We start from the raw sequence: 13,652 nt of genomic DNA on the forward strand, positions 1-13,652 counted from the left end.
GTCAGACTTCAGACCAAAGAAGTGTTTTGCAAAAAAAGAAAAAGGGTAGCCGAGGCTACCCTTTTTAATCAATCACGCATGAGGCTTGACGGCTTAGCCGCCAAACTTCTTGCGGATCTGCTGGACGGTGCGCAGCTGAGCTGCGGCCTCGGCCAGACGTGCAGCAGCAGAACCGTAGTCGAAATCTGCGCCTTTTTCGTTCAGGGCCTTCTCGGCAGCCTTGACGGCTTCCTGAGCGGAGGCTTCATCCAGGTCGGCAGCACGTTGCACGGTGTCGGCAAGTACCTTGACCATGTTCGGCTGAACCTCGAGGAAACCACCGGAGATGTAAAACACCTCCCGTTCCCCGCCCAGCTTGGTCAGAGTGATCGGACCAGGCTTCAAGGATGTAATCAATGGCGCGTGGCCAAAGTTAATACCCAGGTCGCCCAGTTCGCCGTGTGCAATCACACTCTCGATCTGACCGGAGAAGATTTCCCCTTCCGCGCTGACGATATCGCAATGGAATGTCATAGCCATCTGCTTGCCTCAACCTGATTAGCGCCCGTTACCGGGCGCCGGAATTACAGTTTCTTGGCTTTCTCGATCGCTTCTTCGATGCCGCCGACCATGTAGAACGCTTGTTCTGGCAGGTGGTCGTAGTCACCGTTGAGGATGCCTTTGAAGCCAGCAATGGTGTCTTTCAGGGAAACGTATTTACCCGAGGCACCGGTGAAGACTTCAGCCACGAAGAACGGCTGCGACAAGAAGCGCTGGATCTTACGAGCGCGGGATACCAACTGCTTGTCGGTTTCCGACAGCTCGTCCATACCCAGGATCGCAATGATGTCCTTCAGTTCTTTGTAACGCTGCAGAACGTACTGGACGCCGCGAGCGGTGTCGTAGTGTTCCTGGCCGATGACGTTCGGGTCCAGCTGGCGCGAAGTCGAGTCCAGTGGATCGACCGCTGGGTAGATACCCAGGGAGGCGATGTCACGGGACAGTACGACGGTGGCGTCCAAGTGGGCGAACGTGGTCGCTGGCGACGGGTCAGTCAAGTCATCCGCAGGTACGTATACCGCTTGGATCGAGGTGATCGAACCGTTTTTGGTCGAAGTGATACGCTCTTGCAGAGTACCCATCTCTTCGGCCAGGGTCGGCTGGTAACCTACTGCGGAAGGCATACGGCCCAGCAGTGCGGATACTTCAGTACCGGCCAGGGTGTAACGATAGATGTTGTCGACGAACAGCAGAACGTCGTTACCTTCATCACGGAACTTCTCGGCCATGGTCAGGCCGGTCAGTGCTACGCGCAGACGGTTACCCGGCGGCTCGTTCATCTGACCGTAAACCAGTGCCACTTTGTCCAGAACGTTGGAATCCTTCATCTCGTGGTAGAAGTCGTTACCCTCACGAGTACGCTCACCCACACCGGCGAACACGGAATAACCGCTGTGCTCGATGGCGATGTTACGGATCAGTTCCATCATGTTTACGGTTTTGCCTACACCGGCACCACCGAACAGACCGACTTTACCGCCCTTGGCGAACGGGCAAACCAGGTCGATAACCTTGATGCCGGTTTCCAGCAGGTCGTTGCCGCCCGCTTGTTCCGCGAAGGAAGGCGCAGGACGGTGAATGCCCCAGCGCTCTTCGGTGTCGATTGGACCGGCTTCGTCGATCGGGTTACCGAGGACGTCCATGATCCGGCCCAGGGTCGCTTTACCGACCGGTACGGAGATGGCTGCGCCAGAGTCAGTGACTTCCAGACCGCGCTTCAAGCCTTCGGTGGAACCCATTGCAATGGTACGAACCACACCGTCGCCCAGCTGCTGCTGAACTTCCAGGGTGGTGCCTGCATCGCTTTTGACTTTCAAAGCGTTGTAGATGCTCGGTACGCTGTCGCGTGGGAATTCCACGTCGATAACGGCGCCGATGATTTGAACGATACGTCCGCTACTCATAGCTGGATCCTCTGAATATTTGAACCGTTAAACCGCGGCAGCGCCGCCGACGATTTCCGAGATCTCTTGGGTGATCGCAGCCTGACGCGCCTTGTTGTAGATCAGCTGCAAATCGCTGATCAAATCACCGGCGTTGTCGGTAGCGTTCTTCATCGCGATCATCCGCGCAGCTTGTTCAGCCGCGTTGTTCTCGACCACCGCCTGGTACACCTGCGACTCCACGTAGCGCACCATCAAGCCGTCAAGCAGCTCTTTGGCGTCTGGTTCGTAGAGGTAGTCCCAGTGGTGCTTGAGTTCTTGTTCCGGGGCGGCCACCAATGGAATCAACTGCTCCACGGTAGGCTGTTGCGTCATGGTGTTGATGAACTTGTTGGATACCACGGAGAGGCGGTCAATCCGGCCTTCCAGGTATGCATCCAGCATCACCTTGACGCTGCCGATCAAATCATTGATCGACGGTTCTTCACCCAGGTGGCTGATAGCTGCAACGACGTTACCGCCGAAGTTGCGGAAAAAGGCCGCACCCTTGCTACCGACCACACACAGATCGATCTCGACGCCTTTTTCGCGGTTTACCGCCATGTCCTTGACCAGGGCCTTGAACAGGTTGGTATTCAAACCACCGCACAAACCACGGTCACTGCTCACCACGACATAACCGACGCGCTTTACTTCGCGATCGATCATGAACGGGTGGCGATATTCCGGGTTGGCGTTGGCCAGATGACCAATAACCTGGCGGATACGCTCCGCGTAGGGACGGCTAGCAGCCATGCGCATTTGTGCCTTGCGCATTTTGCTGACCGCCACTTTTTCCATGGCGCTGGTGATCTTTTGCGTGCTTTTGATGCTCGCAATCTTACTGCGAATCTCTTTTGCGCCTGCCATGTAACACCTATCAGGTTAGCAAGCGGGAGCCTCGCGGCCCCCGCTGCGGCTTACCAGGTTTGGGTGGCCTTGAACTTCTCGATACCGGCTTTGATGCCAGCGTCGATGTCGTCATTGAAGTCACCCTTCACGTTGATCTTCGCCATCAATTCGGCGTGATCGCGGTTGAAGTAAGCAATCAGCGCTTGTTCGAAGCTGCCGACCTTGGTGATTTCAACGTCGGTCAGGAACCCACGCTCAGCGGCATACAGCGACAGCGCCATGTCAGCGATCGACATTGGTGCGTATTGCTTCTGCTTCATCAGCTCGGTAACGCGCTGACCATGCTCAAGTTGCTTACGGGTCGCTTCGTCCAGGTCAGAAGCGAACTGGGCGAATGCCGCCAGTTCACGGTACTGAGCCAGAGCGGTACGGATACCACCGGAGAGCTTCTTGATGATCTTGGTCTGAGCGGCACCACCCACACGGGATACCGAAACACCGGCGTTCACTGCAGGACGGATCCCGGAGTTGAACATGGCCGATTCCAGGAAGATCTGACCGTCGGTGATGGAAATCACGTTGGTCGGAACGAACGCGGAAACGTCGCCAGCCTGGGTTTCGATGATCGGCAGTGCGGTCAGGGAACCGGTTTTGCCGGTCACTGCGCCGTTGGTGAACTTCTCTACGTATTCTTCCGAAACGCGGGATGCGCGCTCCAGCAGACGGGAGTGGAGATAGAACACGTCGCCTGGGTAAGCTTCACGGCCTGGTGGACGGCGCAGCAGCAGGGAAATCTGGCGGTAAGCCACTGCTTGCTTGGACAGATCGTCATAAACGATCAGCGCGTCTTCACCGCGGTCGCGGAAGTATTCGCCCATGGTGCAACCGGAGTACGGTGCCAGGAACTGAAGTGCAGCGGATTCGGAAGCACTGGCGGCCACGACGATGGTGTTAGCCAGGGCGCCGTTTTCTTCCAGCTTGCGAACCACGTTGGCGATGGTCGATTGTTTCTGACCGATGGCTACGTAGACGCAGAAAATCCCGCTGTCTTTCTGGTTGATGATCGCGTCGATCGCCAGAGCGGTTTTACCGATCTGACGGTCACCGATGATCAGCTCACGCTGGCCACGGCCGACAGGAATCATGGCATCGACAGCCTTGTAGCCAGTCTGTACAGGCTGGTCTACCGACTTACGCCAGATCACGCCTGGAGCAACTTTCTCGACCGCATCGGTCTCGGTGTTGTTCAGCGGACCTTTGCCGTCAACTGGGTTACCCAGTGCGTCGACAACGCGACCCAGCAGTTCCTTACCAACCGGAACTTCCAGGATGCGGCCTGTGCACTTGGCGCTCATGCCTTCGGCCAGAGTCTGGTAGGAGCCCAATACAACGGCACCTACAGAGTCTTGCTCCAGGTTGAGGGCCATACCGTAGACGCCGCCCGGAAACTCGATCATCTCGCCGTACATTACGTCGGCCAGACCGTGAATCCGCACGATGCCGTCAGATACGCTGACGACAGTGCCTTCGTTACGGGCTTGGGAGGTCACATCGAGCTTGTCGATGCGGCCCTTGATAATTTCACTTATTTCGGAAGGATTGAGTTGCTGCATTGCTCTGCTGCCCCTTCAAACTCAAGATTTCAATGCTTCGGCAAGATTCGCGAGTTTGCCGCGAATCGAGCCATCGATAACCAGGTCGCCGGCGCGAATGATGACACCACCAATCAGGGTGGCATCCTCCGCAACTTGCAGGCGCACTTCCCGGTCGAGTCGTGCACTGAGAACCTTGGCGAGTTTGTCTTGCTGTTCTTGGTTCAATGCAAAAGCACTGGTCACTTCAACATCTACCGATTTCTCTTGTTCGGCCTTGTACAGGTCAAACAGAGCGGCGATCTCCGGCAGAAGCGGGAGACGGTCGTTTTCGGCAACGACGTGGATGAAGCTCTGCACTTTCACATCAAACTTGTCGCCGCACACGTCAATAAACGTGGCGGCCTTGTCTGCGCTCGTCAGTCGCGGGGCCTTGAGCACGCGCTGCATGGTGTCGTCTTGCGACACTGCTGCAGCCAGGCCGAGCATGGCTGACCAAGAGGCCAGCTGCTGGTGGGCCTGGGCGTGCTCGAAGGCTGCCTTAGCGTAAGGTCGGGCCAACGTGGTCAATTCTGCCATGATCGCCCTCGCTTAAATTTCAGCAGCCAGTTTGTTTACCAGCTCCGCGTGCGCGTTTTGATCGATTGTGGCACCCAGGATCTTCTCAGCACCGCCGACGGCCAGAGCACCCAGTTGGGCACGCAGCGCATCTTTGACACCGTTCAGTTCCTGCTCGATCTCGGCTTGAGCCTGAACCTTCACACGGTCAGCGTCGATACGGGCTTTTTCAACAGCCTCTTCAACGATCTGGTTACCGCGTTTCTTGGCTTGCTCAATGATTTCAGCTGCCTGAGCTTTCGCTTCGCGCAGTTGTTGACCCGCTTTATCTTGGGCCAACTCCAGGTCGCGAGCTGCTCGTGCGGCAGCGTCCAGTCCGTCTGCGATCTTCTTCTGACGTTCGTGCAAAGCCGCGATGACCGGAGGCCATACGAACTTCATGCAGAAAACTACAAAAATCAAGAACGCTAAGGACTGACCAATAATGGTTGCATTAATGTTCACGCCAATACCTCGCTCGTTCGTTGCACAACACACCAATCACTCGAAAAAACGAGTGATTAACCGGCGAGTTGACCAACGAAGGGGTTCGCGAAGGTGAAGAACAGAGCGATACCAACACCGATCATGGTCACGGCGTCGAGCAGGCCGGCGACGATGAACATTTTAACTTGCAGCATTGGAACCATTTCTGGCTGACGCGCTGCGCCTTCCAGGAACTTGCCGCCCAGCAGGCCGAAACCAATGGCAGTACCCAGGGCGCCCAGGCCGATCAACAGTGCAACAGCGATAGCGGTTAGACCAACTACAGTTTCCATCTTTCCTCCCGACTTTTACGTCGTATGGTTTAGGTTTTTTAGATTTTAAAGCGGTAAAACAAATCGTTTCATAGCCCTTCAGGGCTACCCTCCCGTTTGACCGGGAGGGACATCAGACTAGTCGAGACTGGTCTTAATGGTTCTCTTCGTGCGCCATCGACAGGTAGACGATGGTCAGCATCATGAAGATAAACGCCTGCAGGGTGATGATCAGGATGTGGAACACAGCCCACGCCCACTGCAGAACAATGCCCAGGCCGCTAAGCCAGAGCAGACCACTGCCGAACATCACAGCGATCAGAATGAACACCAGCTCGCCGGCATACATGTTGCCGAACAGTCGCAGGGCCAGGGAAATCGGCTTGGCGACCAGGGTCACGAACTCCAGCAGGAAGTTCACCGGGATCAGCAGCGCTTGAACGAAGATGTTCTTGCTGCCGAACGGGTGCAGGGTCAGTTCGCCGATGAAGCCGCCGATGCCCTTGATCTTGATGCTGTAGAAAATGATCAACGCGAACACCGACAGGGCCATGCCCAGGGTGGCGTTAGGGTCCGTGGTCGAAACCGCACGGAATGGAATGTGGTGATCGCCGGAGATCAGGATGGCCAGCTGAGGAATCCAGTCGACCGGGATCAGGTCGACGGCGTTCATCAGGAACACCCAGACGAAGATGGTCAGTGCCAACGGTGCAATCACCGCGCTACGACCATGGAAGCTGTCCCGCACGCTGCCATCGACGAATTCGACCAATACTTCAACGAAGTTCTGCAAAGCACCTGGCTGACCGGAAGTCGCCTTCGTTGCCGCCATGCGGAAAATCAGGACGAAGATCAGACCCAATGCGACAGACCAGCCCAGAGTATCCAGGTGGAATGCCCAGAAGCCCATTTCTTTGGCTTCTGCTGCGGAGTGGGCAAAGCCCCAGCCGCCGTTGGGAAGCTGACCGAAGGTCAGGTTCTGCAAGTGGTGCTGGATATAGCCCGAAGCGGTTGTTTCTGCCATGGTTGCCTCAAACGCCCTAAGGTTTCGAAAGTCTTGTTTTCATTAGCAGGGGAGCGAACCAGCTGACCAGTTGGGTCAACACGAAGACGCCGAATACAGCCAGCGGCGCCAATGGCTTCACACCTGCAAAGGTCAGTGCAAACAGCACTGCCGTCAAAATCAATTTCCCCGCCTCGCCGGCATAAAAAGACCGGACGATAGCCTGGGCTGCTCGGGCGCCGGAAAACCGAAAGGCCCTGTGAGCAAAATACATATTGGGCAGCAAGGCTATCAGGCCTCCGCAGAGTCCCGAGTATCCGGCTACGACTCCATACCAATACCAGAGCGCCAAAGAGGCGATCAGTAAAATGACAAATTGAGCCACTAAAACCGGGAAAACGGCCAAGCGATGGAACGGCAACGTGTTTGGCGTGCGGGTTTCCATCACTCTTGCTCCTCAATGGTCGGCTGCCGGAAATCAATAACTTGGCATAATTTGTGCCGACAAAATGCGCGCAGAGTATAGGGGCGGTTCTGCCCCTATTCAACTGCCGGGTAGTGATTTCCGACTGCGCGCTACAGAAGCAATTGTTTCAGCGGATGTGGGCAAGGACGCCCTGAAGCTCATCCAATGAGTTATATCCGATGACCAATTGCCCTTTGCCTTTCTTGCCATGACGAATTTGCACCGCAGAGCCTAGGCGTTCGGCCAGGCGCTGCTCCAGGCGTGCAATATCCGGATCAGGTTTGGCGGTTTCGACCGGTGCAGGTTTGCCACTGAGCCACTGGCGAACCAGGGCCTCGGTCTGACGAACGGTGAGGCCTCGTGCGACAACGTGTCGCGCCCCCTCAACCTGTTGATTTTCCGGCAAACCGAGCAAAGCACGGGCATGACCCATTTCCAGGTCGCCATGGGAAAGCATGGTTTTGATGACTTCCGGCAGCGCGATCAGGCGCAACAGGTTGGACACGGTAACCCGGGACTTGCCCACCGCATCCGCGACTTCCTGCTGAGTCAGTTTGAACTCCTGCTGCAAACGCTGCAGGGCGATCGCTTCCTCGATCGGATTGAGGTCTTCACGCTGGATGTTCTCGATCAACGCCATGGCGATGGCGGTTTCATCCGGCACATCGCGCACCATTGCCGGAATGGTTTCCTTGCCGGCCTGCTGGCTGGCGCGCCAGCGGCGCTCGCCGGCGATGATTTCAAAGCGGCCTGCACCAATCGGGCGCACCACGATCGGCTGCATCACGCCCTGGGCCTTGATCGAATTCGCCAATTCCTCCAGCGCCTGCGGGTCCATGTCCCGGCGCGGCTGGTATTTGCCGCGCTGGATCAGGTCCAGCGGCAGGTGCTGCAGCTCGCGCTCGTCGGCCTGCACCGCTTGCTCTTCAAGGGTCGTGACAGTCGGACCACTCAGCAGTGCATCCAGTCCACGTCCGAGACCTCGTTTCTTGACGGCCATGGGGATTCCTTAAGTTGGCTGGGCTGCAGCGGTGCGTGAATTGCGGCGTTGACGGCGAACCATCTCGCCGGCCAGCGCCAGATAGGCAATGGCGCCGCGGGAAGACTTGTCGTACGCCAGCGCGGGCATGCCATAGCTTGGCGCTTCGGCCAGGCGGATGTTGCGTGGAATCACGGTGTCGTAGAGCTGATCGCCGAAGTGTTCCTTGAGCTGTGCCGACACATCGTTCATCAGGCTCAGGCGCGGGTCATACATGGTCCGCAGCAGGCCTTCGATTTGCAGGTTCGGGTTGAGCAACTCGGCGATACGCTTGATGTTATCCACAAGGTCGCTCAAGCCTTCGAGCGCGAAGTACTCGCACTGCATGGGGATAATCACCCCGTCGGCCGCAACCAGTGCGTTCAACGTCAGCATCGACAGCGACGGCGGGCAGTCGATCAAAATGTAGTCGTAATTCTCGCGGATCGGCGCCAGGGCGCTGCGCAGACGGCTTTCTTTCATCTGCATTTCCAGCAGCACCACTTCCGCCGCGGTCAAATCGCGGTTGGCCGGCAGCAGTTGATAACCACCGTGCTCGGAGAAGTGCATGGCCTGGGCCAGGTCGCACTCGCCAATCAGCAAGTCGTAGACCGAGTTTTCCAGGCCGTGTTTATCCACACCGCTACCCATAGTGGCGTTGCCCTGTGGATCGAGATCGATCAACAGCACCCGACGCTTGGTAGCGACCAAGGATGCTGCGAGGTTGATGCAGGTGGTGGTTTTGCCCACGCCACCTTTCTGGTTCGCTATCGCGAATACCTTAGCCATTCTTGCTTGTGTTCCCAATCATGCCGTGCGGCGCAGTATCAGCAGATGGCGTTGGCCTTGGCAACCGGGTACGGCCAAGGCGTGTTCGCTATCGAGGTGGAAGTCTGCCGGCAATGCTAACAGCTCGTCGCTTGGATGAACGCCCTTCATTGCCAGCCAACGGGTATCGCGGTCGCCGAGGTGGCGGGTCCAGTTGCTGAAGTTCTCCATGCTGCTGAACGCCCGGGAAACAATTCCGTTGAAAGGCTGTTCAGGCGTAAAGGCTTCGACGCGACTGTGGATAACTTGCAGGTTATCCAGCTTGAGTTCGAGTTTGACCTGGGTCAGGAAGCGGGTTTTCTTGCCGTTGCTGTCCAGGCAGGTCACTTGCGACTCCGGAAACAGGATCGCCAGCGGGATGCCGGGCATGCCGCCGCCGCTGCCAACGTCGAGCCAGCGGCCGTTTTCGATAAACGGCATCACACTGAGACTGTCGAGCAGATGGCGGGAGACCATTTCGTCCGGGTCACGCACCGCAGTGAGGTTGTAAGCCTTGTTCCATTTGATCAACAGGGCCAGATAACCCAGCAGCAACTCGTGCTGGGCTTCGGTCAGGTTGACGCCAAGCTGGCGAGCACCTGTGGATAACTCTTCGGCGTGTTGCGAGGTGACCAACGAACTCAAGCGCTTTGCTCCAACTGACGGCCCGCGCCGCGTTTTTTCAAATGAATCATCAACAGCGAGATGGCTGCCGGCGTGACGCCCGGGATACGGGACGCCTGGCCCAGGGTCTCCGGTCGAGTTATCCCCAGCTTGCCTTGGATCTCTTTCGACAGCCCGGAAATGTTTGTGTAATCGATATCCACAGGCAGCTTGGTGTCTTCGCTGGCCCGCAGACGAGCGATCTCATCCTGCTGACGGTCAATGTAACCGGCGTATTTGGTCTTGATTTCGACCTGCTCGGCAACCTGTGGATCTTCTGCGCCACCGCCGGTGACCGAGATCAGACCAGCGTAGTCGATTTCCGGACGGGACAGCAGGTTCAGCAAGTTGTATTCGTGAGTCAGCGGCGTGCCGAATTTTTCAGCAATCGCGTCACCTTGCTCGGTGCCCGGGCGAACCCAGGTACTTTTCAGGCGTTGCTCTTCCAACTCGATACTTTCGCGTTTTTTGCAGAAGGCCGCCCAACGCACGTCGTCGACCAGGCCCAATTCGCGACCTTTTTCGGTCAAGCGCAGGTCGGCGTTGTCTTCCCGCAGGATCAGGCGGTATTCGGCCCGGGACGTAAACATTCGGTACGGTTCCTGGGTTCCGAGGGTGATCAGGTCGTCGACCAACACACCGATGTACGCCTCATCGCGACGCGGGCACCAGCTGTCTTTGCCCTGTGCACGCAGTGCCGCGTTGGTTCCGGCCAGCAAACCCTGGGCGCCGGCTTCTTCGTAACCGGTGGTGCCGTTGATTTGCCCTGCAAAGAACAAACCGCCGATGACCTTGGTTTCCAGGCTGTATTTCAGGTCACGCGGGTCGAAGTAGTCGTACTCGATGGCGTAGCCAGGACGCACGATGTGCGCATTTTCCATACCGCGAATCGACTGCACGATCTGGATTTGCACGTCGAACGGCAGAGACGTGGAAATTCCGTTCGGGTACAGCTCATGGGTGGTCAGACCTTCCGGCTCGATGAAGACCTGGTGGCTTTCCTTGTCGGCAAAGCGGTGGATCTTGTCTTCGATCGACGGGCAGTAGCGCGGGCCAATACCTTCGATCACCCCGGAATACATCGGCGAACGGTCGAGGTTCGCAGCAATGATTTCGTGGGTGCGGGCGTTGGTATGGGTAATCCAGCAACTGACCTGCTTCGGATGCTGTTCCTTGGAGCCCATGAACGACATCACCGGGATCGGTGTATCGCCGGCTTGCTCGGTCATCACCGAGAAATCCACAGACCGGCCATCAATTCGCGGCGGCGTGCCGGTTTTCAGGCGACCAACACGCAGTGGCAGTTCGCGAAGGCGCTGAGCCAAGGCGATTGACGGTGGATCACCGGCGCGGCCACCGGAATAGTTCTGCATACCGATGTGGATAAGTCCGCCGAGGAAAGTACCGGTGGTCAACACCACGGATTCTGCGAAGAAACGCAGGCCCATTTGCGTGACAACACCGCGTACCTGGTCTTGTTCGACGATCAGGTCATCGGCTGCCTGTTGAAATATCCACAGGTTCGGCTGGTTTTCCAGGGTTTCGCGGACAGCGGCCTTGTACAGGATGCGGTCGGCTTGAGCACGTGTGGCTCGTACGGCCGGGCCTTTGCGACTGTTCAATACGCGAAATTGAATACCACCTTTGTCGGTGGCCATGGCCATCGCGCCGCCGAGGGCATCGATTTCCTTGACCAGATGGCTTTTGCCAATCCCGCCAATCGCGGGGTTGCAGCTCATGGCGCCGAGGGTTTCCACGTTATGCGTCAGCAACAGGGTTTTTGCCCCCATGCGTGCTGACGCCAGTGCTGCCTCGGTACCGGCATGACCGCCGCCGATGACGATCACTTCAAAACGGGAAGGGAAATCCACCACGCACCTCGTGCCTGCTTCTGTAGGTAATTAGGAATGAGCGTTCGAGATCAGGTTTTCGAACGAGTCGGCAAGTATAGGGACTTCGCCCTTCCTAAAGAACCCTTTGCACAAAATTTAACCAGCTGTGGATGAATCACGAACAATAGAAATTAAAAGAGAGAAATTTATTAAATCTTTGTTTTTATGTTTATTTCTACTGAGGCATGTTTCTGTGGATAGATCTCTACAGGCCTTTATTTACGTTATGTACAGAGATTCGAAAGTCTGTGGTTAGGTGCCAATGAGGCCCTTGGATAAGTGCTTTAAGCCTGTGGATTAAACGGGTGGTTATCCACAGAGGGGTTTTTACTCAGGTTTCAAGCCTGGTTATCAACCGGGCACAGGGGCGGTTATTCACAGGGCTTAATCCACAGAAAATACGGATCCCGATAAGTTTCAGGCAGGCAGATGCCTCCGAAAATCCTCGGTCAGGCAGGAAACAGTTCATTTGCATTTGTGAAACGGGTTGATGGAACGCCTATTGTGAGAAAGCGTCACGGCAGTTAATAATAGTTATTATCATTAACCTGCCTCGTCACCTCTCATGGCCCTTCCCTCGCATACCGTTGCAGTCCAACACATCTATGAGCAGCACCATTCGTGGTTGCACAGCTGGCTCAAGGGAAAGTTGCATAACGCCTGCGATGCAGCTGACGTGGCACACGATACGTTCGTGCGGATCCTGGGGGGCCGCAATGCGACGCAGATCCTCGAGCCCAGGGACTATCTGGCCACAGTTGCCCGGGGACTGGTGATTGACCGCTATCGTCGCCGCGCCATTGAGCAGGCCTATCTGCAAACCCTGGCAGACCGGCCCGAAGCGATCGCAATCAGTGAAGAAGACAAGGCCATCATCATTGAAACCCTCGTTGCTGTGGATAAAGCCTTGTGTGGGCTGGGGGAGCGGGCCAGGCGAATTTTCATGCTGTCCCAGGTCGAAGGCCTGACTTATCAACAGATCGCCGATCAGTTGCGTGTCTCGCTGACCACCGTCAAGAAACATATGGTTCGGGCCCTGACTGAATGCGCCTTGATCATGGCGGGCATGTAATGGCTGCCCCGGATCGCAAGACGTTCGAAGCCGCCGCCAGTTGGTACGTGCAATTTCAATCGCAGCCACCGACACCCGCGCAACAAAGTGCCTGGCAGCAATGGCTCAACGGCGATCCCTCCCATCAGGCGGCCTGGAACCAGATGGAGCAGTTGCAACGTGGCCTCGGTGCGCTACCCAAGGACTTCACCCGTCGTGCGCTCTCGGCCAGTCAACAACGGCGGCAAGTGCTCAAGCTGATGCTGATGCTCGGTGCCGCCGGGTACTTGGGGTGGAACGTTCAACAACACACATCCCTGGGCAACCTCTGGGCTGACTATCGGACCAAGGTCGGCGAACGACGGCGAATCGGGTTGGCCGACGGCACTCAAATTGACCTCAATACGAACACGGCTATCGACGTACTTTTCGATGGGCAGCAGCGACTGGTCCGTTTGCGTGAGGGGGAAGTACTTATCCACACCGGAAAGTCGGGCCGGCAAACACCGTTTTATGTCGAAACCCATGAGGGTCGTGTTCAAGCCTTGGGTACGCGGTTCACTGTTCGCCAACTGCAAGGGTCGACGCGGGTTGGTGTGCTGGAAGACCGGGTCAGCGTGCAACCCGTCGACCAGCCGGCCCATAGCCAAGTGCTCGGACCTGGTGAAAGTGTCGACTTCGGCACGCAAGACGTAGGCCCCAGCCATATCTATCGCGGGAACCAAGCCGCATGGGTCGACGGCCAACTGATCGTTCTGGATGCGCGACTGGGGGATGTCATCGACGAACTGGCGCGCTATCGGCCGGGCGTTATGCAGTGCGATGCCGCATCAGCGCGGCTGCGGGTGTCCGGCACTTTCCGTCTGGATTCCACCGACGCCGTATTGGCCAACCTGCAGGTCACGCTGCCGATCCACGTGAAGTATTTCACGCGCTATTGGGTCTCCGTCACGCTTACCGCTTGATACTGAAAAAATACTCTCAACGGGGGT

The 13,652-nt window shown here is 57.0% G+C and carries 15 protein-coding genes; 2 read left to right on the forward strand and 13 right to left on the reverse strand.

Translation table 11 applies throughout. From position 1 onward, the window contains the following. Positions 1-93 precede the first annotated feature (93 nt). The 13 genes from A462_RS00685 to mnmG all read right to left on the reverse strand — a co-directional run bounded on the left by A462_RS00685 (position 94) and on the right by mnmG (position 11,588). A complete protein-coding gene (locus tag A462_RS00685; protein WP_008439541.1) occupies positions 94-519 on the reverse strand; it encodes a F0F1 ATP synthase subunit epsilon in 426 nt (141 codons plus the stop codon). 44 nt (positions 520-563) lie between these two features. Then, complete coding sequence (gene atpD, locus A462_RS00680; protein WP_003213545.1) at positions 564-1,943, reverse strand: F0F1 ATP synthase subunit beta; 1,380 nt, start codon at positions 1,941-1,943, stop codon at positions 564-566. 27 nt (positions 1,944-1,970) lie between these two features. Continuing rightward, the gene (gene atpG / locus A462_RS00675) at positions 1,971-2,831 is read right to left on the reverse strand and encodes a F0F1 ATP synthase subunit gamma (RefSeq protein WP_003213547.1); all 861 of its coding nucleotides are present in this window, start codon (positions 2,829-2,831) and stop codon (positions 1,971-1,973) included. Positions 2,832-2,881: 50 nt separating this feature from the next. After that, positions 2,882-4,426, reverse strand: coding sequence for a F0F1 ATP synthase subunit alpha (atpA, locus tag A462_RS00670; protein WP_003213549.1), 1,545 nt, complete (start codon positions 4,424-4,426; stop codon positions 2,882-2,884). Between the two features lie 21 nt (positions 4,427-4,447). Next, positions 4,448-4,984: a F0F1 ATP synthase subunit delta gene (locus A462_RS00665; protein WP_008439542.1), complete on the reverse strand. Its 537-nt coding sequence runs from the start codon at positions 4,982-4,984 to the stop codon at positions 4,448-4,450. 12 nt (positions 4,985-4,996) lie between these two features. Then, positions 4,997-5,467 (reverse strand): F0F1 ATP synthase subunit B, encoded by a 471-nt coding sequence (locus tag A462_RS00660; RefSeq protein ID WP_008439543.1) that lies wholly within the window; start codon positions 5,465-5,467, stop codon positions 4,997-4,999. Between the two features lie 56 nt (positions 5,468-5,523). After that, positions 5,524-5,781 carry a F0F1 ATP synthase subunit C gene (gene atpE / locus A462_RS00655; protein WP_002555987.1) on the reverse strand — a complete coding sequence of 86 codons (258 nt, stop codon included), beginning with the start codon at positions 5,779-5,781 and terminating at the stop codon, positions 5,524-5,526. Between the two features lie 133 nt (positions 5,782-5,914). Further along, entirely contained in the window at positions 5,915-6,784 is an 870-nt protein-coding gene (gene atpB / locus A462_RS00650) for a F0F1 ATP synthase subunit A (protein WP_008439544.1), read from the reverse strand. A gap of 16 nt (positions 6,785-6,800) precedes the next feature. Then, positions 6,801-7,208 (reverse strand): F0F1 ATP synthase subunit I, encoded by a 408-nt coding sequence (locus A462_RS00645; RefSeq protein ID WP_003213556.1) that lies wholly within the window; start codon positions 7,206-7,208, stop codon positions 6,801-6,803. Positions 7,209-7,356: 148 nt separating this feature from the next. Further along, entirely contained in the window at positions 7,357-8,229 is an 873-nt protein-coding gene (locus A462_RS00640) for a ParB/RepB/Spo0J family partition protein (protein ID WP_003213558.1), read from the reverse strand. 9 nt (positions 8,230-8,238) lie between these two features. Further along, positions 8,239-9,036, reverse strand: a complete 798-nt coding sequence (locus A462_RS00635) for a ParA family protein (RefSeq protein ID WP_003213559.1) — start codon at positions 9,034-9,036, stop codon at positions 8,239-8,241. Positions 9,037-9,054: 18 nt separating this feature from the next. Beyond that, complete coding sequence (gene rsmG / locus A462_RS00630; protein WP_003213561.1) at positions 9,055-9,699, reverse strand: 16S rRNA (guanine(527)-N(7))-methyltransferase RsmG; 645 nt, start codon at positions 9,697-9,699, stop codon at positions 9,055-9,057. Next, on the reverse strand, positions 9,696-11,588 hold the full coding sequence (gene mnmG / locus A462_RS00625) for a tRNA uridine-5-carboxymethylaminomethyl(34) synthesis enzyme MnmG (protein WP_003213563.1): 1,893 nt from the start codon (positions 11,586-11,588) through the stop codon (positions 9,696-9,698). Before mnmG ends, rsmG begins: the two co-directional genes overlap by 4 nt. A 586-nt stretch (positions 11,589-12,174) precedes the next feature. Between mnmG and A462_RS00620 the strand changes: the two genes are divergently transcribed. Together A462_RS00620 and A462_RS00615 are read left to right on the forward strand one after the other, a co-directional pair. Then, on the forward strand, positions 12,175-12,681 hold the full coding sequence (locus A462_RS00620) for a sigma-70 family RNA polymerase sigma factor (RefSeq protein ID WP_008439546.1): 507 nt from the start codon (positions 12,175-12,177) through the stop codon (positions 12,679-12,681). Further along, positions 12,681-13,625, forward strand: a complete 945-nt coding sequence (locus A462_RS00615; RefSeq protein ID WP_008439547.1) for a FecR domain-containing protein — start codon at positions 12,681-12,683, stop codon at positions 13,623-13,625. Before A462_RS00620 ends, A462_RS00615 begins: the two co-directional genes overlap by 1 nt. Positions 13,626-13,652 lie beyond the last annotated feature (27 nt).

The sequence above is a fragment of the Pseudomonas sp. Ag1 genome (genome assembly GCF_000278565.1).
Lineage (GTDB): Bacteria > Pseudomonadota > Gammaproteobacteria > Pseudomonadales > Pseudomonadaceae > Aquipseudomonas.

What these genes read in the sequence shown, in the direction of transcription:
- A462_RS00685 (WP_008439541.1), bottom strand. Translation starts at nt 519, where the DNA reads ATGGCTATGACATTCCATTGCGATATCGTCAGCGCGGAAGGGGAAATC.
- atpD (WP_003213545.1), bottom strand. Translation starts at nt 1,943, where the DNA reads ATGAGTAGCGGACGTATCGTTCAAATCATCGGCGCCGTTATCGACGTG.
- atpG (WP_003213547.1), bottom strand. Translation starts at nt 2,831, where the DNA reads ATGGCAGGCGCAAAAGAGATTCGCAGTAAGATTGCGAGCATCAAAAGC.
- atpA (WP_003213549.1), bottom strand. Translation starts at nt 4,426, where the DNA reads ATGCAGCAACTCAATCCTTCCGAAATAAGTGAAATTATCAAGGGCCGC.
- A462_RS00665 (WP_008439542.1), bottom strand. Translation starts at nt 4,984, where the DNA reads ATGGCAGAATTGACCACGTTGGCCCGACCTTACGCTAAGGCAGCCTTC.
- atpE (WP_002555987.1), bottom strand. Translation starts at nt 5,781, where the DNA reads ATGGAAACTGTAGTTGGTCTAACCGCTATCGCTGTTGCACTGTTGATC.
- atpB (WP_008439544.1), bottom strand. Translation starts at nt 6,784, where the DNA reads ATGGCAGAAACAACCGCTTCGGGCTATATCCAGCACCACTTGCAGAAC.
- A462_RS00645 (WP_003213556.1), bottom strand. Translation starts at nt 7,208, where the DNA reads ATGGAAACCCGCACGCCAAACACGTTGCCGTTCCATCGCTTGGCCGTT.
- A462_RS00640 (WP_003213558.1), bottom strand. Translation starts at nt 8,229, where the DNA reads ATGGCCGTCAAGAAACGAGGTCTCGGACGTGGACTGGATGCACTGCTG.
- A462_RS00635 (WP_003213559.1), bottom strand. Translation starts at nt 9,036, where the DNA reads ATGGCTAAGGTATTCGCGATAGCGAACCAGAAAGGTGGCGTGGGCAAA.
- A462_RS00620 (WP_008439546.1), top strand. Translation starts at nt 12,175, where the DNA reads ATGGCCCTTCCCTCGCATACCGTTGCAGTCCAACACATCTATGAGCAG.
- A462_RS00615 (WP_008439547.1), top strand. Translation starts at nt 12,681, where the DNA reads ATGGCTGCCCCGGATCGCAAGACGTTCGAAGCCGCCGCCAGTTGGTAC.